Origin of the sequence: Microbacterium shimangi (genome assembly GCF_043556445.1) — a bacterium.
Taxonomy (GTDB): Bacteria; Actinomycetota; Actinomycetes; order Actinomycetales; family Microbacteriaceae; genus Microbacterium.
In genome coordinates, this window is the sequence record NZ_JBIGII010000004.1 from 62,213 (window position 1) to 87,441 (window position 25,229).

At 69.6% G+C, this 25,229-nt stretch carries 16 protein-coding genes; 5 read left to right on the forward strand and 11 right to left on the reverse strand.

What is annotated here, in order from left to right; translation table 11 throughout:
* Nucleotides 1-43: 43 nt before the first annotated feature.
* The 7 genes from ACFXQA_RS07200 to ACFXQA_RS07230 form a co-directional block, all read right to left on the reverse strand.
* Nucleotides 44-2,200 carry a glycosyltransferase family protein gene (locus ACFXQA_RS07200; protein WP_394519142.1) on the reverse strand — a complete coding sequence of 719 codons (2,157 nt, stop codon included), beginning with the start codon at nucleotides 2,198-2,200 and terminating at the stop codon, nucleotides 44-46.
* A gap of 70 nt (nucleotides 2,201-2,270) precedes the next feature.
* Entirely contained in the window at nucleotides 2,271-3,161 is an 891-nt protein-coding gene (locus ACFXQA_RS07205; RefSeq protein WP_394519143.1) for a glycosyltransferase family 2 protein, read from the reverse strand.
* Nucleotides 3,158-4,396 (reverse strand): lipopolysaccharide biosynthesis protein, encoded by a 1,239-nt coding sequence (locus ACFXQA_RS07210; protein ID WP_394519144.1) that lies wholly within the window; start codon nucleotides 4,394-4,396, stop codon nucleotides 3,158-3,160. The genes ACFXQA_RS07205 and ACFXQA_RS07210 overlap by 4 nt, the downstream gene beginning before the upstream one ends.
* Nucleotides 4,393-5,538 (reverse strand): glycosyltransferase family 4 protein, encoded by a 1,146-nt coding sequence (locus tag ACFXQA_RS07215; protein ID WP_394519145.1) that lies wholly within the window; start codon nucleotides 5,536-5,538, stop codon nucleotides 4,393-4,395. Before ACFXQA_RS07215 ends, ACFXQA_RS07210 begins: the two co-directional genes overlap by 4 nt.
* A gap of 2 nt (nucleotides 5,539-5,540) precedes the next feature.
* Nucleotides 5,541-6,740, reverse strand: coding sequence for a glycosyltransferase family 2 protein (locus ACFXQA_RS07220; RefSeq protein WP_394519146.1), 1,200 nt, complete (start codon nucleotides 6,738-6,740; stop codon nucleotides 5,541-5,543).
* Entirely contained in the window at nucleotides 6,737-7,945 is a 1,209-nt protein-coding gene (locus tag ACFXQA_RS07225) for a glycosyltransferase family 4 protein (RefSeq protein WP_394519147.1), read from the reverse strand. The genes ACFXQA_RS07220 and ACFXQA_RS07225 overlap by 4 nt, the downstream gene beginning before the upstream one ends.
* Nucleotides 7,939-9,864: a DUF6541 family protein gene (locus ACFXQA_RS07230; protein WP_394519148.1), complete on the reverse strand. Its 1,926-nt coding sequence runs from the start codon at nucleotides 9,862-9,864 to the stop codon at nucleotides 7,939-7,941. The genes ACFXQA_RS07225 and ACFXQA_RS07230 overlap by 7 nt, the downstream gene beginning before the upstream one ends.
* Nucleotides 9,865-10,015: 151 nt before the next feature.
* Here ACFXQA_RS07230 and glf point away from each other — a divergent pair, with 151 nt between their 5' ends.
* Entirely contained in the window at nucleotides 10,016-11,152 is a 1,137-nt protein-coding gene (glf, locus tag ACFXQA_RS07235) for a UDP-galactopyranose mutase (RefSeq protein WP_394519149.1), read from the forward strand.
* A gap of 14 nt (nucleotides 11,153-11,166) precedes the next feature.
* On the opposite strand, the gene ACFXQA_RS07240 is transcribed toward glf, so the two are convergent.
* The 3 genes from ACFXQA_RS07240 to ACFXQA_RS07250 all read right to left on the reverse strand — a co-directional run bounded on the left by ACFXQA_RS07240 (nucleotide 11,167) and on the right by ACFXQA_RS07250 (nucleotide 15,409).
* The gene (locus tag ACFXQA_RS07240) at nucleotides 11,167-12,174 is read right to left on the reverse strand and encodes a glycosyltransferase family 2 protein (protein WP_394519150.1); all 1,008 of its coding nucleotides are present in this window, start codon (nucleotides 12,172-12,174) and stop codon (nucleotides 11,167-11,169) included.
* On the reverse strand, nucleotides 12,171-14,081 hold the full coding sequence (locus tag ACFXQA_RS07245; RefSeq protein WP_394519151.1) for a glycosyltransferase: 1,911 nt from the start codon (nucleotides 14,079-14,081) through the stop codon (nucleotides 12,171-12,173). Before ACFXQA_RS07245 ends, ACFXQA_RS07240 begins: the two co-directional genes overlap by 4 nt.
* A 92-nt stretch (nucleotides 14,082-14,173) precedes the next feature.
* Entirely contained in the window at nucleotides 14,174-15,409 is a 1,236-nt protein-coding gene (locus ACFXQA_RS07250) for an O-antigen ligase family protein (RefSeq protein WP_394519152.1), read from the reverse strand.
* Nucleotides 15,410-15,451: 42 nt separating this feature from the next.
* On the opposite strand from ACFXQA_RS07250, the gene manA reads away from it, so the two are divergent.
* The 4 genes from manA (at nucleotide 15,452) to ACFXQA_RS07270 (ending at nucleotide 21,539) form a co-directional block, all read left to right on the forward strand.
* Entirely contained in the window at nucleotides 15,452-16,615 is a 1,164-nt protein-coding gene (gene manA / locus ACFXQA_RS07255) for a mannose-6-phosphate isomerase, class I (protein WP_394519153.1), read from the forward strand.
* Between the two features lie 315 nt (nucleotides 16,616-16,930).
* Nucleotides 16,931-17,254 carry a WhiB family transcriptional regulator gene (locus ACFXQA_RS07260; RefSeq protein WP_394519154.1) on the forward strand — a complete coding sequence of 108 codons (324 nt, stop codon included), beginning with the start codon at nucleotides 16,931-16,933 and terminating at the stop codon, nucleotides 17,252-17,254.
* A 68-nt stretch (nucleotides 17,255-17,322) separates the two neighbouring features.
* The gene (locus tag ACFXQA_RS07265; RefSeq protein ID WP_394519155.1) at nucleotides 17,323-20,154 is read left to right on the forward strand and encodes a glycosyltransferase; all 2,832 of its coding nucleotides are present in this window, start codon (nucleotides 17,323-17,325) and stop codon (nucleotides 20,152-20,154) included.
* Nucleotides 20,151-21,539, forward strand: coding sequence for a DUF5719 family protein (locus tag ACFXQA_RS07270; RefSeq protein ID WP_394519156.1), 1,389 nt, complete (start codon nucleotides 20,151-20,153; stop codon nucleotides 21,537-21,539). The genes ACFXQA_RS07265 and ACFXQA_RS07270 overlap by 4 nt, the downstream gene beginning before the upstream one ends.
* A 74-nt stretch (nucleotides 21,540-21,613) precedes the next feature.
* Here the strand turns inward: ACFXQA_RS07270 and ACFXQA_RS07275 are convergent, their stop codons facing one another.
* Nucleotides 21,614-25,099, reverse strand: a complete 3,486-nt coding sequence (locus tag ACFXQA_RS07275; protein ID WP_394519157.1) for an Ig-like domain repeat protein — start codon at nucleotides 25,097-25,099, stop codon at nucleotides 21,614-21,616.
* Between the last annotated feature and the right edge of the window lie 130 nt (nucleotides 25,100-25,229).

Sequence of the window (25,229 nt, forward strand, 5' to 3'; positions counted from 1 at the left end):
CCGTGTCGGCGGAGGCGTGAGTCGCGGAGGGGCGACGAAGCCCTCACCGGCCCTTCAGCGCCGCATCGAGAAGCGTGCGCGCGCGTGCGTCGAAAGAATGATCCTGTCGGATCCGGTCTCCGATCCGTGTCAACGCATCCTGTGAGGGGAACACCGAGTCGAGGTCGCTTCGGAGGATCTCCAGGAGTTCGGGGATGCTCTCGTATTCGCGGACGGAACCTCGGAATATCTCCTCCATCCCGACGACGCGATCGCTGATGGCGCGCCCCCCGGCGGCCACGACGTCGAAGAGGCGGTTCGAGATGAACCCTGCCCGCTGCATCGCCGGCCAGTGGTCGTTCAGAACGGCATCGGCGCTCTCGTACATCGCGGACAACCGGTCGTTGGGCACGCTTCGCGCAACCACCGCTTGCGCCGGAATCCATCCCGTCCAGTCGGGGCCGTACACGCTGACGGGGATGCCGGCGCGCAGGGGCTCCACCACGGATGGGCGCGATATTCCACGGGCGGTGCCCACGAAGACCCGCTCCTTCGTTCGCGGGAGTCCCGACGGGCGGAACCGCCCCCCGTCGGTGCACTGCAGCAACGCGTGAACCGGTACCCCGAACCTCTCGGTGGCGAGCGCGGCCCACGGAGTCGAGGCGGCGAAGACCGAGGCGAAGCCGTCCAGATCCTTCGCGGTGATCTCGTCCGGGTGGCTGATGATCCACAGAAGCGAGTGTGCGCCGGTCTGCGCCTCGAGGGGTTCGGGACCGCGCAGGGCGAGGACGACGTCGTCGAGATAGGAGGTGCTGCGCCGCCGTGCGGCGTACGCGTCGATGACCACTTCTTGCCCGAGCCGCCGCAATGCCTCGGCAATTCCGCGGGCGAAGTGGGTATCGCCCCAGTACTCACCGAAGCGACCGGGGGGTGCGGCGATCTTCACCGCCCACCGCAGGACGGGAACCACGGTGCCGTCGGCGAGGGTGTGCGTTCGCTGAAGTCGCTGCAGCCGTGGAGCGCCGCTCGTCCTCGTGTCCGCCACGAAACCCGCCCGTCGGAGGTACGGAGTCAGCTCCGTGTCAGGAGCATCGACGAAGCCGGCAGGCGCGGGCGAGCGAACCGTCCTCACGAGCGAAGAGGTGAGCGTCCGGGCCTGTCGAGCAGCCGGTCGACCGTCGAGGGGGAGCGCGTAGGAGCCGGCCGCGAGACCCGCTACCTCCAGCAGAGCGCCGGCGGCACGTGCGTCCTCGGGGGGATGACCTTCGAACAGGTGGCGATACCGACCGTTTCGGACGATCAGTCCCGCGGAGGCGACCGTGCCGTCCGTATCCAGCCACAGCGGCCCGACTGCACCCCTGACGCCTTCCGTCAACAACCCGCGAGCGTCATCGGCGGAGAGCTCGGCCCGTGGCGCGCGAACCAGCACCACTCCGTCTGGTCTCGGCGGGAGGAGGCTCCGCAGTTCGGAGAAACCGCGCAGCGTAATCGTGTGCGGCAGCCAGAGGGCGAGGAGGTGGCACGCGGCCAGATCGTCTCGGGAGGTCGTCTCGAGGGCGAGGATGACATCCGTGTCGCCGTCCTCCGCGAGACCGATCACCATATCGAGGGTGAATGCCAGATCGGGTTCGTCTTCGCCGACTTCGCAGATGATCACGCGCTTTCTCTCCGTCGAGAGGGTGGGGACCGTATCTGCGGACCGAGGCGTGCGTGTTGCCGCCGCCAGCACTGCGGACCACGGAACAGTGCGTGCCTCGTTCACCCCGAGGACGATCTCACCGGTCGCGCGTGCGGAACGCCATTGGTGCCCCAGCGGGCCGGCCGGATCGTCGAGTGACTCCGGATGCGTCTCCGCGTAGGCCGTCGCATCCCAGTTGACGCTCGTCCGAACGCGCTGGCGGTTGTTGACGAGGTAGGCGTACAACGCGGGGACGCGCCCGACATCCGACAGCTGGGAGGCGACGAGCTTCTCCATCAGCAGGGGGTTGAGGGACATGCCCTTCCGGAATCCGCCCCGCACATACGCGCGCACCGCCGATCGAGGGGAAGAGTATCCGGCGGCGGCAATGAGGTCGGGGTCTACGACATCGGCTCGGAGGATGGTGCGCGCCCACCAGATTCGGTCGGCAGTCTCGATGAGAGGGCGAACGACCCGGATGCTGCGGGCTGCACGCAGTGCGGCACGAACGCGCTGGAGAGCGGCAGCGAATCTCGAGAGCACCACTGGAGTATACGGATGCCCCGAGTGCCGATCGGACAGCGAGGATTCGCTTTCGTCGGTGCTGATCCGGTCAGCGGCGGACCGCCGTTGGGGCATTCCCGCGCACGCGCCCGGTGACGCCCTCCCATCGGCCGGCGAATGCCGTGAGGCCGTCGCGCACCGCATACTCGCCTCCGCGCCGCACACCGATCAAAGCGCCCGCGGCGACGAAGCCCCACCGTTGCCACACCGGGAAAGGGTGCGAGCGGTACACGTGGCCGATACCGCGTCCGTAGGCACGGAGTTTGCGCGTCCGTTCGGCCCGGGTGAGGCCCGACGTCTCTTCGACGCCCCCCACATGGGCGGACGGATCGTGGATCCAGGCAAAGGAGAGCGCGAGCTCCGGTCGCCCCCCGAGCACGCGGAGAAGGAGATCGGTGACCTCACCGGCCTGCCAGGGTGTGGACGCGCCCGTGCCGATATCTTCGTCGAACCCGCCGACCGCGCGGAACAGGCCCAGGCGCAAGACCAGACTCATCTCGATCACCCGCCACACCGTGCGGGTATCGAGGGCGGTTCGCTCGGGCGGAAGAACGAACCGCGGACCGATGTCCGTCATGACGTGGACCGCGCCGGCCGGGGCATCTCCGACCCCTGAGGCAATGGCATCCACCGATCCCGGCGGATACCACGTGGTGTCGTTCGGGAACATGACGAGCGCGTCGTCGGGGAGGTCAGCGTGAAGGGCGACCGCTGCGTTTCGGCCGCGAGAAGCACCTCGGGCCGAGGCGTCGACCCGGAGCCGGTCACCGAAGACGGAGCGAAAACGTTCGGAGAGTGCGCGCACCTCATCGAGGTGATCCTGGGCGACGATGGCGATGCGGTCCTCCGGGCCGAGTTGCCCGTCGAGGGAACCGAGCAACCGCTCGAGCGGTGGCAGACGACCGAGCGTGGAGACGGCGAAGAGCAGCGGGGGCCTCACGAAACGACCTCCGCTTCGAGCGCCTTCAGCGACCGAGCGGTCCGACGAACGAGCATGACGGTCGCCACGGTTTCGGTGAGGGCGTAACCGAGAGCGACGCCGACCGGGCCGAACGGGATCGACAGCGCGATCATCGCGGGGACGCCGGTGAGCGTCGCGGCGAGGGTCGCCCACATGACCGCCCGGGATTCTCCGGCGGGGAACAGCACGTGGCGGGTCATCGACGTGCGCACGGAGTACATCGCGAACGCGGCGCCGAGCGGGACGAGCACGGCAGTGGTGGTTGCAGCCTCTGAGCCGAAGAGGACGAAGCTCGCCCAGGGGCCGACGGCGGCGAGGACGATCCATCCGGCGACGCCGGAGAGTCCGTGGGCGAGGAGAGCGAGCCGGAGTCGACGTCGCCGATCGGCGCCCCGCGCCTCGGCGGTCCAGCTCTGCAGGGCGTTCGCGAGTGTCAAGGGCAGGAACTGGCCGAGCTTGAGCATCTTGTCACCGGAAGCGAATCCGGCGGCGGCGATGCCGGACGACGTGACGGTGACGAGGGGGGTCGGGAAGGCGGAGTACGCGCCGAGTGCAGCGTCGTTCAGGGCGACGGGCGCTCCGATGCGGAACAGTCCCGGCACTTCTCGCAATGGCGGCCACGCGGTGGGGTAGCGACGAAGCAGCCGTGCCGAGTACACCCCGGTGCCGACGATGGTGACGGCGATACCGGCCAGTGGGTAGAGCTCGACGATGCCGGTGGCGGCGATCGCCAGAGCGGCGAGCGCGGCGACAGCGAGGCGCGGAATGGCGTCGTAGAAGATGATCGACCGAGGGTCGGCGACACCGACCGCGAACCAGGTGAACGACATGGCGATGAGCGCGCCCTGGAGCCCCATGAGGATCGAGAGCCACTCGAAGCCGGGTGCAGCCACGAATGCGCAGATGATCGCCATCGCCGGCAGCGCAACCGCGGCGGTGAGCAAGCGGACGAGGAGCGCGTCTCGGTAGAGCCGTCCGCGCCGCTCGTCCGATCCGGCGATCGACACGAGGGCGGGGCCTACGGTCGTCCATCCGTACGCGATGGCGATGGCGGCGAACGTTCCGACGGCTTCGCCGGCGATGGCGCTCGCCCATCCCTCGGCCCCGGCGGTACGCGAGACGACGGGCAGCACGAGAAGCGGTGAGACCGCGGCGAGCGCGGGCAGCAGTCCGAATCCGAGAAGCCGCTTCCACAGCGGAGTCGGGTCGCTCACGGGGTGTTTCTCCGCGAACGAATGATCTCGGTGAGCACCGCGGCCGTACCCTGCGCGGCAGCGTCCCACGTGAAGCGCGCCGCCCAGTCCGCCGCTTCGCGTCGCTGTGCTTCGCCCGGAGCCGTCTGCAACGCGGCGACGATCGCGGCGGCGAAGGTGCGGGGTGAGCGTGCGTCGGAGTAACGCGCGGCGTCGCCGCCGACCTCGCGGAGGACCGGGATGTCGTGGGCGAGGACGGGTACCTCTCGGCGCATCGCGTCGACGACGGGCAGACCGAAACCCTCCGCCAGCGAGGGGCACACATACAGGTCCGCCACCTGGTACAACGCCTCGAGCTCCTCGTCGGAGACCCAGCCCGGGAGGATCACGTCGTCTTCCAGGCCGAGCCGATCGACCGTCGCGCGCAGAGGGTCGCCCTCGCGCCCCCCGGCGATGACGGCCACCGGTCGGCGGTCGCGAGGTATTTCGGCGATCGCGGCGAGCAACCCCTCGAAGTTCTTGTGCGGCATGCGGTTGCCCGTGCTGAGGAGGATCGGGCGGTTCGCCGGCAGCCGCAGCCGAGCGACGGTCGCCCGCGGATCGGGCTGCGGTCGGGGGTCGCGGCTTCCGTTGTGCACGACGGAGATCCGGTCGGGGGCCACCCCGAGATGGGTGCGGATCGCGGTCGCGGCGGACCGCGAGACGGTGATCACGCGGTCGGCGGTCGTGGCTGAGCGACGCATGAGGGTCGACGTCGCGGCGCGCATCACCCGCTCCCCGACACTGCCGCGCACCTCGTCGTAGATGGCATCGTGGACGGTCACCACTCGGGGCGTCCCGCGGAAGACCGGTCCGAAGTTGGCGGGAGCCCACACCAGGTCGGCGCCGTTACGCCGAGCGAAGAGCTCGGTGCCGGCGACTGCTCCGACCGCCCAGCTCACCGCGTCGTCTCTCACCCACGGGAGGGCATGCACGGCGCCCGGGAAGAATCCGCGCACACGCTCGGCGCCGACGCGTCCGGTCAGCGCAGCGAACGTCGCGTCGGGGAGGAGCGCGGGGAGACGGACGAGCAATTCGCGCGCGTATGTCTCGGTGCCCCCGCGCGATCCGGTGAAGCCGAGGAGGTCGACCAGGATGCGGTCGGCCGGGACCGGTGCTGGCACGGTCAGTTCTCGATGACGGCGTCCGGACGCTGCACCCGGCGGGGGGTCGTCAGCACTCCGGAGAAGAAGCTCATCATGAGCGTCTGGAACCCCAGGATGATCCCGAGTGCACTGGGGATGGCGACTCGGACGACCTCCGACGCATCCTGCGGGCCGAAGTCGAGGCTGCCCCAGCGCGCGACTTGCACGATGCCGATGATGATCCCGAGAACGAACAGCGCCAGGCCGATCAGCAGGCCCCGCTCCGCGGTCCAGCGCGAAACGATCGCTTTGAATCGGTTGCTCGCAGGGAGGAAGCCCTCCTGCGTCGCGTAGAGCTTGGTGAGCCAGAAGAACAGCAGGGATTGATAGCCGATCACGCAGAGTGCGCTCGCATAGACCATCGTGGTGACGTCGAAGCCGATGCCGCCGATCCGCACACCGCCGAAGGCGAGCACGCCGACAGCGATCGCGCCCAGGAAGAAGGCGACGAGACCCGGGTAGACGAACAACCAGCGAGGGGAGAAGAGCAGCAGGAATCGGAGGTGCCGCCAGCCGTCGTGCCAGCTGCGCAGGTGCGGCGGCCGCGAACGGCCATCCTTCTTCAGCGTCGTCGGAACCTCCTCGACGCGATAGCGGGCGAGGGATGCCTTCACGACCATCTCCGAGGCGAATTCCATGCCGGTGGTCTGCAGGTCGAGGTCGCTGATGCGGTCGCGGTTGAACCCGCGCATACCGCAATGGAAGTCGCCGATGCCGGGTCGGAAGAAGAGTTGCCCGATGGTGGAGAGAACGGGGTTGCCGAGGTACTTGTGGAGCGGCGGCATGGCCCCGGGGGCGATGCCGCCCTGAAAACGGTTGCCCATCACGAGATCGGCGCCGGCGCGTAGACGCTCGACGAAGGGGTCGAGATTCTCGAAGTCGTAGCTGTCATCGGCGTCGCCCATGATGATGAACCGCCCGCGGGCGGTTTCGATGCCGTTGATGAGCGCAGCTCCGTACCCGCGGCGCGGGGCGTCGGTCACGCGTGCGCCCAGGCGGGTCGCGATCGCCTGGGAGCCGTCCGTGCTCCCGTTGTCAGAGATGAGCACCTCGCCGCGGATACCGCTTCGAGCGAGGAAGCCCTTCGCCTTGCGGATACACACTTCCAAGGTCTCCGCCTCGTTGAGACAGGGCATGAGGATGGTGAGCTCCAGGGCCTCGCCGGCCTGCGGGTCTGTCACGTGGTTCCTGCTTTCGTCTTCGCCGCGGGAGCGGCCGGCCGGTCGAGGGCCGACACGATGCCCTCCACGGTACGTCGGATGGTGCGTGTGCGAACGGCGTCGTCGTACCACGAGCGCGCGGACTCGCGCATTCCGTCGCCGGCTTCGGCGACGGCGCGGATCGCGTCGGCGAGGTCGCCGGGATCGGGTGAGGGAGCGACGATTCCGTTGACGCCGGCATCGACCAGTTCGGTCGATGCGTTGCCCTCGTCGGCGATGAGCACGACGGGAGTGCCGTGTGCATTCGCCTCGACGACTACGAGTCCGTAGCCCTCGCGTCGAGAGGGGTTCGCGAGACAGAGCGCGCCGCCCATCAACTGCTCGAGCTTCTCGTCGTCCACGAAACCGGGGAGATCCGTCCACTTCTCCCCTCCGGCCCGGGTGACAGCGGCGCGGATGGCAGGCGTGCTCGGGCCGGTTCCAAGGATGATCAGCCGAAGATCGGGGATGCCCACGCGAGCCGCGGCGACGGCCGCGGGAAGCACCTCGACCCTTTTGTCGGGGATGTGCCTCCCCGCGTAAAGAACGTAGGGCGGTGCGGCGGCGGGCGTCGCCTCGGCGGCCCCCGCCTCGGCGTCGATGAGGCCGGGGCTCACGATGGGCTCGCTTCGCAGGCCCTCCCGACGTAACCGCGTCGCACTGAGCTCCGAGTGGCACGTCGCGATCGGCGTCACGCGGATCGCCGACTTCTGCAGCATCCAGGCGATCGTCCCGGTCAAACGACCGGCGTATTCGATCCACTGCCGCCGGTGCCATACCTCGAGGTAATCGACGACGACCTTCGTGTCGGAGCCGAGGAGCGCGAGGCGGGTCGCGAAGACATTGAACACCGGCAGACCGCTCACGATGACGGCGTCGTAGCGCTGCCGCCGCCGGACGAGAGTTCCGAACAGCCCCGCGGCGAAGCGAAGAGCGGCGGGGATGCGGCGGACGCCGCCGGCCGAGTAGAGCTCGAGGGGACCGCACACGGGAACGATGGCGAACGGCTGCTCCACAGGTGTGGGCCCCTGCCATTGCACGGCCGTCAGATACTCGACGTCCCGGCCCTCGGAAGCGAGCTCGCGGGCGAATGCCCGATACTGACGTTCGCCGCCACCGGTGGAATAGGGGAACAGGCAGTCATACGCGACTGCGACGGCTGCGCGGCCCGTCACCGGGGTCAGCACCCCTCGATGCGGAACAGGCGGGCCGTGGGCCCCTCTGAGTCCACCAGCACGAGCGAGTCCGAGGGCTGGAGGTCGTTGACACCGGCCCACGCCGTTCCCGACCCGGGGTTGTTGAACACGTTCTGCGAGCCGAAGTCGAGTACGTGGTCGACACCGAGCCGGTCGACGGCCGCGCAGACCTCGGGGTCGGTGTCGATCTCTCGCAGGTGGGCGTCGAGATACTCTTCGTCATCACTGAGCGAGCCGAACACGTGCTTCTCCAGCACCTGCCGGCCCGTCAGCGCGTAGGCCAGAGAGGTACCGGTCCAGGGGCTGCCCGCGATGAGTGCGTCGTCGGGTGTCGTGTCCGGGAGGCGCTCGAGGAGCCGCTGCTCGTCGGCGGTGAGCAACGCCGAGGTGGCGTTCACCGTGTACACCTGTCGGGCGTCCGTCATCGTGCGCGACACGTTCGGACCGATGCTGACGGAGAACAGGGCGAGGGCGGCGAGGGTCGCCACGACGCCCGTCACCGCGACGGGGAGACGGCGGCGCCGCGCGAGCGTGGAGAGTGCGTCGACGATAGCGATCGCGCCGAGCGTGGCGACGGGGATGCCCGCGACGGGCAGCAGCGCCGCCAAGCGGTAGGAGTCGTTGTACCAGGGATTCGTCAGCGCCTCGCGGACGACGTTGCCGACGGCCGTGCCGGAGACGAGGACGAACAGGACGGTGGCGACGGCGAAGGGCGCGCCCACGACGAGGTTGCGCGGGCGGCGCGCGATGACGATCAGCCCGGCGATCAGGAGTGCGGCCGAAAGGACGGTCACGGAGTATTGGCGGGGAGAGACCAGCAGCGCCTCGCCGACGGCCTGTGCGCTGGTCTGCCAGGGGCCCCAGCGCGACATGTCTTCCCCGGTGCGCGAGAAACGCCAGAGAAGGATGCCGACGACGAGGATCGCGGCCACGATCGCGCCACCGGTGATCCAGCTCCTCCGCGTGCGCTCCCGGAGCACGTACGTCAGCACCTCGAGCACCACGATCGCGGTGCCGAAGGCGAACAGAGCGAGGAAGGCGTTCGGATGCGCCAGGCCGATTCCCGCGGACGCGACGGCCAGGAGTACGGCGGCGCGGGTGCGCGCCGCGACGGTGGTGGCCCGGCACAGCAGCAGCACGGCTGCGATACCCGCGGGCAGCACCGCGTACGCGGCCATGTTGGGGTAGAGCACGCCGAACATGAGCAACAGGACGGGGAATGCGCCGAATCCGGTCGACAACGCCGCCGGCACCACGAATGCGGCCGCTCGGTCGCCGAAGTACGCCGAGGCCAGGGCGATGCACGAGGCCGGCCAGGCGATCGCCCCGATCGCGAGGTTCGCCGAGTTCACCGCGACCGGCGTGGAGACGCCCGTGATCTCGGCAGCCAGCGACGCGACGCTGTGCCACGCGTTGGGATAGAACGCGATGTCGGAAGTGGCGCCGATGTGGAATGCCGAGGCGTTCGAAGTATCGATCGCGAACGCGACCGTGTTCAGGTGCACGATCGCGTCGAAGGTCTGAGAGATGCTGTCGGGGTCGACGAACACCCACGCGAGCTGCGCCGAGATCACGACGGCCGCAAGAACAAAGCCCCCCACAGCGGCGACGACGACGCGTGCCGGCAGACGTGGCGGGGCGTCGTCACGCACCCAACGGCGGAGGAAGAACGCCACGACCGCCGCGACGACGGTCAGGGCAATCACCGGGAGGGGGGACCACGGAAGCCCGACGATCGGGGCGAGGATGGCGGAGACGGCGAGCAGTGCCATCGACACGGCCGGCGCGAAGAAGAGCAACCCTGGACGACGCCATCCCCAGCCTGAGATCATGACGACGAGGCCGGGGAAGATGAGAGCGATAGCGGATGCTGCAAAGGGCGCCGCGACCTGTCCCCACGTCTCGATCATGTGCTCCGCTCTCTGCTGACAACAGTCAGCCATCGTATCCGACGGTATCTGAGCGGCCGCTGCGCCATGCGAGGCGGCGTCGACCGCCGAAGTAGGATCGAATGACGCGTCCGGCAGATCTGCGCCGGCCCACGACACGAAGGCCTCACCCATGGATCTGCTCATCGTCGGTTCGGGATTCTTCGGTCTCACGATTGCGGAACGCGCCGCCGCAGCCGGACGGAAAGTGACGGTGATCGACCGTCGTCACCACATCGGAGGAAACGCCTACTCCGAGATCGAGCCGACGACGGGGATCGAAGTGCACCGGTACGGAGCGCACCTCTTCCACACGTCGAACCCCACCGTGTGGGAGTACGTCAACCGGTTCACGCGGTTCACCAGCTATGTGCACCGCGTGTACACGAACCACAAGAACGTCGTGTTCCCGTTGCCCATCAACCTGGGGACGATCAACCAGTTCTTCGAGGCTGCCCACACGCCGGACCAAGCTCGCGCGCTCATCTCCGAGTTGGCGGGCGAGTACGACGCGAAGTCGGCTGCGAACCTCGAGGAACGCGGCATCGCCCTCATCGGACGACCTCTCTACGAGGCCTTCATCCGGGACTACACCGCGAAGCAGTGGCAGACGGACCCCACAGACCTGCCCGCGGAGATCATCTCGCGGCTCCCCGTGCGCTACACCTACGACAATCGCTATTTCAACGACCTGTGGGAGGGCCTTCCCGTCGACGGGTACACCGCTTGGCTCGAGCGCATGGCAGATCATCCGAACATCGAGGTCAAGCTCGAGGTCGACTTCTTCGACGGAACGCAACCCCTCAACAAGAACGCCACGGTCGGCCAGGTCCCGATCGTGTACACGGGTCCCGTCGACCGGTACTTCGACTACTCCGAGGGTGCCCTCTCGTGGCGCACGCTCGACTTCGAGGAGGAGGTCGTGCCGGTCGGTGATTTCCAGGGCACGAGCGTCATGAACTACGCGGACGCCGACGTCCCCTATACGCGGATCCACGAGTTCAAGCACTTCCACCCCGAGCGCGCCGATCGGTACCCGGCGGACAAGACGGTGATCATGCGCGAGTTCTCACGCTTCGCCACGCACGACGACGAGCCTTACTACCCGGTCAACACGGCGGCCGACCGCGCGGCACTGCTGGCTTATCGCGACCTGACGAAGGGTGAGGAATCTGTTCACTTCGGCGGACGCCTGGGCACCTACCAGTACCTCGACATGCACATGGCGATCGGTGCGGCACTCTCGATGTGGAACAACCACCTCGCGTGAGCCCGCCTCGCGAATCATCCCTCTCGGGGTGCCCCCGAGCCGGGCGACAGGGGCGGGAGCTCGGGCATCGGACGCCACGTGCGGTCCCGTGAGATCTGCCGACCCGCGCGCATGCCGCGGAACAGATGGCCCGTTCCGCGCAGCGTGCGCTCGACGAGCGCGAGGCGGATGAGCTCTTTGATGAAGGTCAGCGCGGTTCCGACGGCGAAGGGGATCGGCTTGTACACCCCGTGCGCGCGGTAGTACTTCTTGATGTATGCCCGATTGCGCATGATGTAGAAGCGATACGCGTTGCTCGACGCGTTCATATGACGGACGCCGAAGTCGTGCTGCTTGATCTCGCGGGTGCGGCGCAACACGAAATCGTCGACGATCACCGACGTCGTGATGCGTGACGCAAGCCATCCGTACATCTGGTCATCCCAGTAGATGAAGAACCGCGGGTCGGGGAGCCCGATCTGGCGCACGATGTCGCGGTGGATGAACATGCCTTCGAAGCATCCGGAATTCATCTCTTTGAACCCCGACGCGTCGAAGCCGGCGGGCGCGAACGGAATCGGGATCGCCAGAGATTCGGCCACACGGTACTGCCAGTAGAAGGCGCTGCCGTCGTAGTCGTAACGGCGGCCCTGCACGCTCTGGAAGCGGGGCGCCCACTTTCCCATCAGGGCGAGACCGTCGGGGATGACCTCGACGTCGTCGTCCATGAGCCACATCCACTCGGATCCGAGTTCGTAGGCGACGCGCATCCCCTCGCTGAACCCGCCCGATCCGCCGGTGTTGGTGTCGAGGCGGCGGTAGACGAGCTCGGTTCCGAGCTGCGCGCGGAGCGATTCGACGACCGCTGTCGTGTCGTCGGTCGAAGCGTTGTCGATCACGATGACGTGACCGGGCTTCGGATCCATGCGGCCGATGCTCTCGAGCAGTCGGGTGAGCAGGTGCGAGCGGTTGTAGGTGACGATCGCGATCGTCACCGTGGCGGGGTCGAACACCGCTGCGGGCGTCGAGGTGCCGTCGGTCATCGCTGTCCCTTCAGCGTCTCGCGCCACACGCGTTCCGAAGTGAGGTCGGGCAGGGCCTTGCGATACGAGCGCGACAGCCGGGGCCATTCGCGCCGGAGCTGCCGATGGAGTCGAATGGTCTCGGCCAGCATCCGCCGGAACTTCGCCCGATCGCGCGTGTAGACGTTCTTCCCCGAGCCGTCGGCGGCGCTCACCAGAGCGCTGTCGTAGGTCGGAATGCGCCACCAGTGCGCATCACCTTTTCCGAATTCGACCTCGGGCTGCGCGACGTTCGCGGGCTTCGGGCTGTGGATCCAGTGCGCGAGCAGAGTGCGCAGAGTGAAGGTGCGGAGCATGAGCCCCGTCGGGCTGTCGAACTCGTGCTGTTTCCGCCGCTTGAACACCTGGCGCCCGCGCCGTGCGCGCATCGGGACGCCGGAGTCTTTGTGGATCTTGGTCTCGGGGAACGTTGCGGCCAGCTTGCGCGCCTCGGGCATCGCCGTGGGGAGCGTCCGCCACATGTGTGCCGGACCCGAGAGGATGTCGCGCAGCGCCCGATGGCGAAGCTCCACGGGGTAGTACTGCATCATCATGAGGTGTTTCAGATCGACCCGCTGGCTGTGACGCAGCAGCGTCCCACCACGGGGAACGGGGGAGTGCAGAAGCGCGGCAACGATCCGGTTTCGCGCGTGGAAGTAGGCCTGCCAGTCGATCGAGTCGTCTTTGCCCACCCAGGAGACGTGCCACAGCGCCACTCCCGGCATCGAGACGGTCGGGTAGCCGGCGTCGCGGGCGCGCAGCGAGAATTCGGCGTCATCCCACTTGATGAAAGCGGGAAGCGAGAGGCCGATCTCGCGGATGATCTCGAGGGGGATCAGGCACATCCACCACCCGTTGTAATCGGCATCGAGCCGCATGTGCAGCATCGGGGTCTGCCGCAGGTTCGCGACGCTGAAGTCGTGCGGCAGCTCCTCCTGGTAAAGGGCGCGCCACATGAACGGCTGGTCGTCGACGACCTCTGCCCAGGCGTGCAGCTTGGGACGATCGAGAAGATCGAACATGTGTGCGCCGACGATCGTGGGCGAGGAGGCATAGCGACCGAACACCACCGAACGGCGAACCGACTCGGGTTCGATGCGCACGTCGTCGTCGAGGAGCTGGACGAAGTCGCTGTCGGGCCGATCGAGCGTCTCGAGCATCGCGCGGGCGAAGCCACCCGACCCGCCGAGGTTCGGCTGGGTGATGACCTCGAGCGTGTCGCCGAGTCGCTCGGCCAGCGCGGGGTACTCCGCACGCTCGGCGACGAGCTGCGTGCCCTGGTCGATGACGAAGACGCGATCCAACAGATCGAGCACGTCGGGAGCATCGGCCAACGCCGCCAGAGTCTCGACGCAGTACTCGGGTTTGTTATAGGTCGTGATGCCGATGGACGCCTTACCGGTGCGCGTCGGCTCCTGTTCGGTGGTCCATTCGGCGCCTTCGAAGATCGCCGCCTTCTCGTCGGCGGCGATGTCGAACCAGATCCACCCGCCGTCGCTGTACTGATCGAGAACGAGGGCGAACTCCGACGTCTCTTCGCCCGACACCTCGCGTGTCTCGAGTCGCTGCTTCACGCCGCCGCCGTTCGAACGGTAGACGAGGATCGTCGCCGGACCGCTCGTCCGCACCGTCAGCGTGACGTTGCGCACGGGTGTCCAGTGCTGCCAATACGAGGCGGGGAAGGCGTTGAAGTAGGTGCCGAACGACACCCGGCGACCCGACACGATGCGGGCACGCCGGCGGTCGAGGACGTTGCCGAGCTGCGCCCGGTTCGAGACGCGGACGGGCTCTTCGTCGATGACCGACCAGGTCTCGGGGTCGGCGTACAACGGGAGCAGATCGGGGTCTCGATCGAGCGGGAAGACGACGTTCTGCAAGACGTGGGTCACGTTTATGGACTCTCCGGGATGCTGCGGACCGAGGTTGCGGCCACGCCGGAAGCTTACCCGCGCGTTCTGGCTGGGCCCTGTGACGCGGCGGGTCAGGCTGCCGCCCGCGGCGCTTCCCCGCGCTCGATCGCGAGGCTCTGCTCTGCCGGTCCGACGCCGACCAGGGGTGCTTGCTTGATCTTGGCGCCGAGCAGAACCAGCAGCATCCAGCCCCAGAGAAGCAATACTCCCGGCTCGGCCACCCCTTCGACGAGGAGGAGGGTGGCCAGCAGCGTCGGGAGCAGGGCCAGGGGGGAGTAGGGGCGATCGGCCACCAGGTCGAAGCGGGGGCGGTCGACGGCGAAGAACCATGCGCGCCAGATGAAGGCGAGGAGCGCCATCGCGAGAAGCACGACGCCGATCGGTCCGAGGTGGTCGAACACCTGCGCCCACGCGCCCTGGGCGCTGCCGAGCGAGTCGCCGAACGAGATCCACACGACCGCGCCGCCGGCGATGCCCGCCGTCGCGTAGAGGAGGTAGTAACGCGTGCGCTCGCCGGGGTGCGTGGCGGTGCGCATGAGGAGGACCGTCGCGAGCACGAGGGTCACCCCGGCGACGGCGAGGAGCGACACGGTCGAGCCGGAGCGCACCAGGATGAAGCCGGCGACCACGATCCACACCAGGAGCACCGGCCGGCGCGGTGCGCGGGCAGCGAAGCGGATGACGAAGACGATGATGGCGAGCACCATGAGGGCTCCGAGCACGCCGGGGTCGCCGACGATCCCCTCGAGCGGACCGTCGCCGAAGAAGTCTCCGCTGGACCAGTAGGCCGCCGAGTCGCCGCCGGCGGGTGCGATGACGAAGCCGGGGAGAATCGGACCCCCGACGAAGATGGCCACGGCGACCTCGAAGGCGACAGAGAGACCGATCACCCACTTCACCGCCGACGCGATGGAGCGGACGACGTCGCGCCAGGTCAGCGCCGCAGCAATGAACATCGCGTTGATCGAGGCGGCAGTCAGCAGCATCCACACCACCGCAGCGTTCGCGGGGTTCGGACTCCAGATCACGGGGACGGCCGCCCAGAGGACGAAGGCGAGCGCGACCCACGGCAGGCGCCGCCACTGCAGCGGCGGATGCAGGACGAGCCAGAAGACGACGGAGAGCAGCGTCGCCGCGGCCGCGAGGACTCCCGCCCCGACGCTGCCGATCGCGAGGACCCAGCCCGTGCCGGCGAGGGCCGAGAAGAGGACGAACACGCACCAGCCGCGCAGCAGCAGATGCCCCGTCGTCTCACGCGGCGGCGCCTCGGGGGGCGCGGACGCGGGATGCTTCGTCAAGACTGCCATCGTGTCTTCAGGCTACCGTCGGGGCGCCCATAGGCTGGGGGCGTGCTGACTCGCATTTCGAACACGCCGAGGGACTACGCGTGGGGATCCATGACCTTGATCGCCGACCTCGAGTGTCGGGAGCCGAGCGGGCGCCCCGAGGCGGAGGTGTGGTTCGGGGATCACCCTGGCTCGCCCTCCGAGGTGCACGACGGCACCGGACGCACGCTCGACGAGTGGCTGCCGGCCGAGGCCGCCGCGGGCGATGTGCCGTCGCGGCTGCCCTATCTGCTCAAGCTGCTCGCCGCCGGGGCGCCGCTGTCGATCCAGGCGCACCCGTCGAAGGCGCAGGCCGAAGAGGGCTTCGCCCGTGAAGAGGCGGCGGGCGTCGCTCGCGATGCCGGCAACCGCAACTACCGCGACGACAACCACAAGCCCGAGCTCATCGTCGCGGTGAGCGACCCGTTCGTCGCTCTCGCGGGTCTGCGCGATCTCGACGCGACCCGGCGGCTGGTCGACGCGCTCGGTGAGGGTGCCCAGGAACTGCGTGCGCACCTCGAGGGGGCGGATGCGGAAGAAGCACTGCGCCGCACCATCGGTTGGCTGCTCGGCGAGGCGGCGAGGACCGACATCGAGCGGATCATCGCCGCCGCGGTCGGTGGGACGTCGGCCGAGTTCGCGGCGGAGCTCGCTCTCGCCCGTGAATTGGCGCAGGCCTACCCGGCAGACGCGGGCGTCGTCGTCGCCTTGCTGATGAATCTCGTGTCGTTGCGACCGGGGGAGGCGATCTTCGTTCCCGCGGGCGTTCTGCACGCCTACGTCGCGGGGCTGGGTGTGGAGCTCATGGCCGCGAGCGACAACGTTCTGCGTGGCGGACTGACGCCGAAGCACATCGACGTCGGAGAGTTGCTCGGACTCTTGGATGCTGCGCCCTCACCGCCGCCGATCCTCACCCCGGTGCGGCTCGACGACACGTCGCAGTTCTTCGACGCGGGCGTGCCCGACTTCGCTCTGCTGCACCTGGTCGTCGACGGAGACAGCGCGTCGGCGGCGTTGCGCGGGTCCGCCATCGTGCTCGCGACGCGCGGCTCGATCCGCGTGACCGGCGCGTCGGGTACGAGCGTGGAGCTCGCGCCCGGTCAGGCCGCACTCGCGACGGCGGACGAGGCACCTCTCGCTGTCGACGGGTCGGGCGAACTCTTCATCGCCATGCCGGGCGACGCCTGACCGACTGTGCCCACCTCCTTCGCGCACTGACTCAGGCTCAGAACGGCGCTTCAGAGGCGCGACCCCGGAATGACGGGGCCGGCATTCGGGGCGCCGCCATTCAGCCTGAGTTAGTGCGGCCGGGGAGGCGCAACAGCCCGGAGGTGGACGCCGGTCGCAGAGGAACGGACCGGTCGGCGCGACACGCCGGTGGGAGCGCGGAGAAGCTTCAAGCGGGGCTTGAGGCTTTAGTATCCGCGACTTGACCTACGCGAATAACACCGGTGTAATTATGAATGCGTGAGCGACACGCGGCGGGATCGCAAGGGGGACGAAATGGCGTCAGAATATCGTTCCGGTGCACCCGAGAACTGGTTCGTTGATCCGGTTCAACTGGGTGTTCCCGGTGTGCGTCGCGAGTCCGAGGTCGCCGAAGAGAACCTCTTGTCGTGGCAGACCGATGCGCTCTGCTCGCAGACCGACCCCGAGGCGTTCTTCCCCGAGAAGGGCGGCTCGACCCGAGACGCCAAGCGCGTCTGCACGTCGTGCGACGTGCGCTCCGATTGCCTCGAATACGCCCTGCAGAACGACGAACGCTTCGGCATCTGGGGCGGGCTCAGCGAGCGCGAGCGCCGCAAGCTCAAGCGTCGCGCCAGCTGACCTGGGAATTCGCCGGCCCGGCGCGTGCGGCAGAGCGTCACAGCCTCGCCGCCTAGGCTTATCGCGCCATGCCCGCGCGAGTTCACGCCATCCTCGTCGTCCGTCCCGAGGGACGCACGCCCACTGCGCTCCACCTGCAGCGCACGCTCGACGCACTCCGCGCACAGACGCGGCCCGTCGACGCACTGACGCTCGTCTTGTGCGGCGGTGACGCTGCACTGACCGAGATCGCGGCAGCGTCTGGTGCGGAGGGTGTCATCACGGCCCCGCACTCCACCGGGTTCGCCGCGGCGACAGCCCTGGCGACCCCGCGCCTCACGGGCGATGCCGTGTGGCTTCTCGCGCAGGACACCGCACCCGAACCCGACGCCCTGACCCGCCTGGCGGGTGCCCTCGAACTCGCGCCCTCGCTCGCGATGGCCGCTCCGAAACTCGTGCAGTGGGACGATCGCACCGAGATCGTCTCGCTCGGCGTCAGCATGACCGGCACCGGGCGCGCCGTCGAGCTCGCCGCCGGGGAACTCGACCAGGGGCAGCACGACGCGGTGGCCGACGTGCTGGGCGCCGACGTGCGCGGCATTCTCGTCCGTCGCGAGAACTGGCGCGCGCTCGGGGGGCTGGACCCCGCTCTGGCCGGTGCCGACGAAGGTCTCGACCTCGGTGTCCGTGCCCGACTCGCGGGCGACCTGGTCACCCTCGTGCCGACGGCACGCGTCGCGGTCGCGGGTGACGGGGTGGCGTCGGTTCCGGTCGGGCGCCGTGCGGGACGCCGCGCCTTCGCGATGCGCACCGCCGAGCTGCACCGCCGGCTGAGCTACGCGCCCGCGTTCGCGGTGGTGCTGCACTGGCTCTCCTTGCTTCCGCTCGCGCTCTGGCGAACCGTCACGCACCTGATCTCGAAGGAGCCCGCCCGCGTCTGGCCCGAGTGGGGCGCCACCCTGCGCGTGCTCGTTCGGCTCGACGCCGTGGCGCGTGCACGCGGGCGCATCAAGGCGGTGAAACGTGTCGGCTGGCCGAGACTGGCCGCCCTCCGGGTGAGCCGCACGCAACTGCGGCTGCGGCTCGACGGCGACGCCGAGCCCACGGCTCCGGTGAGGTCCGACCTGCGGTTCTTCACCGGCGGCGGCGCGTGGGTCGTGCTCGGCGCCATCGTCGTCTCGGTCGCCGCATTCCCCGCCCTGCTGGCGTGGCCGAGTCTCGGCGGCGGCGCGCTCGCTCCGCTGCAGGCCACGGTCGGGCAGCTGTGGGCCGATGCGGGCTTCGGGCAGCGGGCGATCGGACTCGCGACGGTCGGGCCCGCCGATCCCTTCGCCGCGGTCATCGCCCTCCTCGGCACCCTGTCGCCCGCCGAGCCGTCGCGCGCCCTCGTCGTCCTGTGGCTGGCAGCGCTCCCGCTCGCCGTCGTCGGCGCCTGGTTCGCCAGCACCCGTGTGACCGAACGGTCGATGCTGAGGCTCACCGCCGCCGTCGCCTGGGCGCTCGCTCCGACCTTCTTGGCCGCACTGTCGGAGGGCCGACCCTCCGGTGTGCTGGTACACCTTCTCTTGCCGTGGCTCTTCTATACCGCGAGCGTGGCGCACCGATCGTGGGCCGCGGCGGGCGCGGCATCCATTCTCCTCGCCGCCGTCATCGCGTGCGCGCCGTCGCTGGCCCCGGCGTTCGTGCTGCTGTGGGCGGCGACCCTGATCGGTGCGGGCCTTGCGCAGCGCGGGCGCGGCATCGGCCAGATCATCTGGGTCGTCGTTCCGTCGATCGTCGCCTTCGCGCCTCTCGTCTGGCACCAGGTGCGGGCGGGGCGACCGTGGGCCTTGCTCGCCGACCCGGGCGTTCCCTTCGCCGGCGACGCGGTCTCGCCCGACGCCGTCGGCCGTCTTCTCCTGGCCACCGGGTCACCGGTGTCCGACCCCGGCGGCTGGTCGGCGTTCCTGCCCGGCGCACCGGTGTGGTGGGTGGCTCTGCTCGCAGCGCCGCTGGCTGTGCTGGCGCTCCTGTCGGTGCTCACCCCGCGCTGGGTGAGCGGCGGCGGCCTGCTCGTCATCGCCGGCAGCGGTCTCGCGACGGCCTTCGCCGTCGTCGGTGTATCGGTCTCGTTCGCCGACGCGTCGGCCGTGCCGATCTGGCCGGGTGCTGCTCTCAGCCTCGCGTGGCTGGGTGCCATCGGCGCCGCGATGCTCACGCTCGACGCGGGTGTGGTGCCGCGGATGCGGCTCGTCCGTCCGCTGGCCGCCGTCGTCGTACTCGGCGCGCTCGCTGTCACCTCCGTGCCCGCACTCACCCTCTCGGTCCGTGGTCAGTCGGCACTCACGAACGGCCCATCCTCGACCCTGCCGGCCTATGTCGCGGCCGAGGGACGCGACGACGCCCGTCTCGGAACGCTCGTGCTCGACCCCACGGGGTCGGGCCTGCGGGTCAAGGTCGTCTGGGGCGGCAGCGAGACGCTGGGCGGGCAGAGCACCATCGTCGCCACCCGTGACGAGGCCGACGCCTCCGACCAGGAGGTGGCTGATCTCGCCGCCGGACTCGTGACGACCTCGGCGGTGGATGCGGTGTCGCAACTCGCCTCGCACGGCATCGGGTTCGTCCTCCTCGCTCCCGGCGACGCGTCGGCGGCCGATACCGCTGCGTCGCTGCAGCTGTCGGCCTCGACGTCGCTCGACCAGCTGCGTGGTCTCGACGCGGTCGGTGAGACGGCGCGGGGCACGCTGTGGCGCGTGACCGAGCCGTCGCAGCCGCGCGCCGAGCCGTCGACGGCGACCAGCGACACCGCCCGCATCATCGCCGCCGGGCAGATCGCCGCGCTCGTCATCGCGCTGCTTCTCGCCGTGCCCACCACTGCCAGTCGCGGCATCGCGCGTCGTTCGCCGCGCATCGTCGGACCGACCCCGGGGGAGACGCGATGACCGACTCACGTGGGCGGCGGTGGGCCGCGACCAGCGCCCGCGTCGTCATCGGCGCGACCGTGGCCGTCGGGGCGGTGGCCGCCGTCATCGCGGGGGTCGCCGCGCCCTGGCCGACCCTCCGTGCCGACCCCGTGAGCGTGACGACGACGCCGGCCCCGTCGGCGTCGGTGGTGGCCTGCGATGGTCCGCTTCTCGCGCTCGGGCGCACCGTCGAGCAGGCGTCGTCGCTCAGCGTCGCCGCCGCACAGGCCGTCGTGTCCGGGCCGTCGTCGACGAGCGCGCAGCCCGTCACCGTGGCCGGGCCCGCCGGGACCGAACCGACGGTGCTCTCGGCCGCGCCGGTCGGCGCAGACCGGGCAGAGCTCGCGGCATCGGGGTCTGCCGCGGTCGCCGATGCCGACCTGGCCGGTTTCGCCGCGTCGTCGTGCACCACGCCCCTCATGGAGTCGTGGCTCGTCGGCGGCGCGACCACCACCGGCTCGAATGACCTCGTGATCGTCTCGAATCCGGGTGATGTCGCGGCGACGGTGCAGTTGACGGTCTTCGGGGTCAGCGGCCCGCAAACCCCGCCCGGTGGCGCCGACCGCGTGATCGCGGCGGGAACGCAGATCGCCGTGCCTCTGGCGGGTCTGTTGCTCGACGAAGAGAGCCCCGTCGTGCGCATCACCGCGACCGGCGCGCCCGTGCGCGCCTCGTTGCAGGCCAGTATCACCCGCGTCCTGACCCCCGGCGGGGTCGACCAGGTCGGCGCCGTCGCCGCCGCGACGAACCGCCAGGTCATCCCCGGCGTCTCGGTGGTCAGCGCTCCCGATGCCGCCAACTCGGCGACGATCGTGAGGCTGCTCGCCCCCGGGAACGACGGCGAGGCCACGGTCGCGGTGCAGCCGCTCGACGCCTCTGCGGCCGGGCGGACGTCGACCGTGCCCCTCACCGCCGGCGTGCCCACCTCGCTGGCGTTCGACGACCTCGCGCCGGGTCGCTACACCGTGACGGTCGACGCATCCGTACCGATCGTCACCGGCACCTTCGAGGCGACGGGCTTCGGGGCGGGCGCCGACTTCGCCTGGTACGCGTCGGCTCCCGAGGTCTCGACGCCCAGCGTGTTCGCCGTGCCGAACGGCCCCGAACCCACCCTCACGATCGCCAACGCGGGATCGGACGAGGTCACGGTCACGCTCGAGGACACCGCGGGCGGTGCGCCGAGCACGGTCTCGGTCGCGGCGGGCGGGTCGACTGCCGTGACCGTCGCATCGGGGACGATCTACCGCATGGCCCCCTCGGGCCCGGTGCACGCCGGCGTCGGATTCGCGTCGGCGGATTCGCTCGCGTCCTTCGCCGTGTGGGCGTCGGATGCTGCCGCCCCGCCCATCACCGTCTACCCCTGACGCGAGCCGGCTCGCCCCATCGACGAAGGGTGCCGCCCCCGCGAGGAGGCGACACCCTTCTTCGATCTCAGGCGTCAGACGAGCGATCGCCGCCGTCGGATCGCCATCGTCGCGCCGGCTCCGACGAGCAGGGCGGCCGCTGCGGCGAAGCCCCATCCGATGGCGTCGCCACCGGTGGCGGGCAGCACACCGTCCGGGTCGCCGGCGGGGTCTGCGTCGTCCGTGCCCGGCGTTTCGCCGTCGGTGCCCGGGTCGTCTTCACCCGTGCCCGGGGGCGGTGTCGGTTCGACCTCTTCGACCGCAGCCGTGACGGTGATCGTCACGGGCTCGGACTCGGATGCTCCGGCCACGTCGGTACGAGCGAACGCCGCGACCAGGGTGTGGTCTCCGACCTCGAGGCCGGCGGGCAGCTCGAGGACGGCCGTCCCGTCGACGACCGGCGCGGTGCCGAGCGTGTCGCCGACCGCGCGTGCTGCGCCCGGTGCCACCTCGGTGAAGGTCACTTCACCCTCGGTGTCATCGCCCGTCACCGTGGCGACGAGCCGGACCGACTCGCCCTCCACCGGCTCCGTGGGAACGACGGCCAGTTCGGTCGTCGTCGGTGCCAGCACGAACACGGTCGTCGTGAGGACGCGACCCGATCCCAGGCCGCTCGCCGAGGCGATCGTGGCGCCGAGGGTCGCGTCGTCGGCCACGTCCACCGTGATGGTCGCGATACCGTCGGCGTTCGCGATCACGGGCTCGAGCAGTTCGTCGCCGAAGGTGAAGGCCACGCTCTCACCGACGCGGAAGCCCGTGCCGGTCAGCACGACCGAGCCGCCCGGAGCAACCTCGTCCGAAGATGCGGTCAGTTCTCCTGGAACCACGGATGCGGCGTACTCCGCGCAGGCGTCGCCCTGGGTGCCGACCGGCGGCAGCTCGGGAACCGCCGGCGTCGTCGGGTTCGCAGCGATCGTCCCGTCGTCCTCTCGCACCAGCAGCGCACCGAAGGCGTCGGACCCCATGACGGCGTTCGTCGTGTTCGTCGCGCTGACGGTGAAGCTGGCTGCGCTCAGGGGTGACGCGACGTCGTTGCCGACGACCGGCACGGTGACGACCTGGCAGGTCTCGCCGGGCGCGAACGTCACCTGCTTCACGCCGGCGCCCACGGTGCCCGCCGCCGCGGGAACGGTCGACGCGATCACGCTGATGTATCCGGTGATCCGCTGCGTGTCAGCGCGGTTCAGGTACACCGCGACGTCGGTCGTGCTGGGGGCGTCGCCCTCCTCGATGATCGTGGAGGCGATGTTCATGGTCGTGCGGGTCTGCACGACCGGGGTACCCAGCGTCGGAGTGTCGAAAGCGAGGTCCGACAGGTAGACGCCGCCCGAGCCGGTGCCGTCGGCGCCGATACCTGCGGTGAAGCGCACCTCACGCACGTCGGTGAGGTCGATGCCCGTCATCTCCGCCGTCGGGATCGTGAGCTGCTGCAGCACGATCTTGTTCAGCGTGGCGTTGGTGCCACCGGGCATGCGGTTGATCGCCAGCGGGTTGATCGCCGAGGCCGCGCGGCTGAAGGTGTTGCCCTTGCCGTCGAGCACCGTGACCGTGAAGTCGGTACCGGTGGGAACCGACTCGTCGGGGGCGGTCTTCACCGTCAGTTGCGAGCGCGTCGAGACGTCGCGCATGCCCGACGGAATGGATACCCGCAGCTCGCCGGTGCTCGGAGCGGCCGGGTCGGTCGTGCTCGACCCGGTCCACAGCACGCGGGTGACCGCGAAGGGCACGTTCGGTCCGAAGCGCACCGGCGTCCAGTGCGGCACCCGCGAGCTGCCGACTGCGCGGGACGCGCAGAACGGGGTCGGCTGCGGGAGGGCCGTGGCGGTGTCGAGGTTCGAGCAGACCTGGGCCGTCGCGGCGCCCGAGGTACGGGTGAGCGTGCTGTTCGCGGCGAAGTCGGTCACCAGGGTTGTGGCGCTCTTCGGCTGCGAAGCCATCACTCGCACGTCGGCGTAGCCGGTGGCGGTGGTGCTCGGCTTGACCGACCCGTCGAACAGCGACTGGAACTTCGTCTCGCCGCCCATCGTCAGACGGAAGAAGCCCGTCATGTACGACACGCCGACCTGGTACTGCTCGGCGGCGGTCATGCGGGTGGAGTCGGTCGTCGAGCACGACGACGTCAGGTCGCGCGTGCTCCAGTCGTCGCCGGTGCCGGCGGGGTAGAGGCCGGGCGTCCACACCGTGTTGAAGAAGTTGTGGTTGGCGCCCATGATCCACACGGCCGACCGCAGGGTGTCGTCGCCGAAGGCGTGGCGCGAGTCATCGATCATGTGCTGACCCTGCTGGTTCGACACATCGCCGTCGCAGTAGGGCAAAAACACGCCGAGCGGCACGTCGGGAACGGTCATGCGGCCGAAGTCGACCGGTGCGAGGGGCAGCACCGAGATGATGCCGTACGGCTTCTCGAGACCCTGGTTCAGGGTCGCAGCCGAGGTCGCACCCTCGCCGCCACGGGAGTGACCCATGACGCCGACCCGCGTGAGGTCGAATCGACCCTGCAGCGACGCGGCGGTGACACCGGATGCTGCGGACGGCGCATCGCCGCGCGTGGTGGCGTAGCTGAGGGCCTGGTCGAGCGTGCGGGTCGTCGTGACCGCTTCGCCTTCGGCGTTCGGCCACGAGACGTCATCGAATGCGACCGACTGGCCGGCGGAGGCCTGCTGCAGCATTCCGAGCGTGTCGAGGACCAGTTGTCCGCGAGCCTGCGCGCCGTAGTCGAGCGCGAGCTGGTTGTCGTTCGAGTTGACCGCGTTCGCCGCGATCGACAGAACGTTGTAGCCCTGCGAGGCGAGAGCCCGTCCTGTGCCCTCGTAGCCCTGGTAGGAGCGGATGTTCATCTGGGTCGGGCCACAGGGCCACCGGAGCGGGTTCGCGTCCGGTCCGGAGCACGAGGAGTGGCGACCGTGGAGAAGGACCACCGTGGGCCGAGCGCCGGGGGCATCGGTCAGGTACATCTTTCCGGTCATCTCGCCGCGGATTCCGCTGATGCCCGCAAGGGGCACCGCGCGGTCGCCGAAGTCGTACTCGGCCTCGGTCACCGTGTACTGGCCGAGGTCGGAGGGATCCTCGACCGCGGCGAGGGGCGCGAGAGCGTCGAGCTGGCGCAGCAACGCGTCGTTGTCGTCTTCGACCGACACCGTCGAGCTGTCGCTCTCGGCGGCCTTGTCGGTCTCACCCGATGACCAGCTCTTCTCGACGGCCCCGGCAGACGCCACGGCGGGGTCGGTCGTGGTGATCGACAGCGAGAGTCCGTCGGCGGACTCGGCGGCGAAGCCGAGCGTCTTGCCGTCGACGAGCAGGGTGGGTGCGTCGTCGACGATCGGCAGGGGCTCGTCGAGTTCGTAGGTGACGACGTAGCCACCGGGTGCGGTGGTGACCGTCCAGTTGTCGCCCGAGGCGACGACCGGATCAGGTGCGGGGGCGGCGAATGCGGCGGGGGCCGAGGCAAAGGCCAGAACGGGCGTGACGAGGCAGGCCGCTACGGCGACCGCCCTGGCCCGCAAGGACAAACGAGTACTCACAGTTCTCCATCGATGAGAGGGGCGTGACGCGGGCGCACGAAGCACTCGCCAGGCGTCGGGGGAGTGGGAGCGAGCGATCTCCGTCGCTACCGAGCGCGAGCCTATGAGTCGGCTGAGGGCGTGAAGGGCC

What these genes read in the sequence shown, in the direction of transcription:
- ACFXQA_RS07230 (WP_394519148.1), bottom strand. Translation starts at nt 9,864, where the DNA reads ATGATCGAGACGTGGGGACAGGTCGCGGCGCCCTTTGCAGCATCCGCT.
- glf (WP_394519149.1), top strand. Translation starts at nt 10,016, where the DNA reads ATGGATCTGCTCATCGTCGGTTCGGGATTCTTCGGTCTCACGATTGCG.
- ACFXQA_RS07240 (WP_394519150.1), bottom strand. Translation starts at nt 12,174, where the DNA reads ATGACCGACGGCACCTCGACGCCCGCAGCGGTGTTCGACCCCGCCACG.
- ACFXQA_RS07250 (WP_394519152.1), bottom strand. Translation starts at nt 15,409, where the DNA reads ATGGCAGTCTTGACGAAGCATCCCGCGTCCGCGCCCCCCGAGGCGCCG.
- ACFXQA_RS07260 (WP_394519154.1), top strand. Translation starts at nt 16,931, where the DNA reads ATGGCGTCAGAATATCGTTCCGGTGCACCCGAGAACTGGTTCGTTGAT.
- ACFXQA_RS07265 (WP_394519155.1), top strand. Translation starts at nt 17,323, where the DNA reads ATGCCCGCGCGAGTTCACGCCATCCTCGTCGTCCGTCCCGAGGGACGC.
- ACFXQA_RS07270 (WP_394519156.1), top strand. Translation starts at nt 20,151, where the DNA reads ATGACCGACTCACGTGGGCGGCGGTGGGCCGCGACCAGCGCCCGCGTC.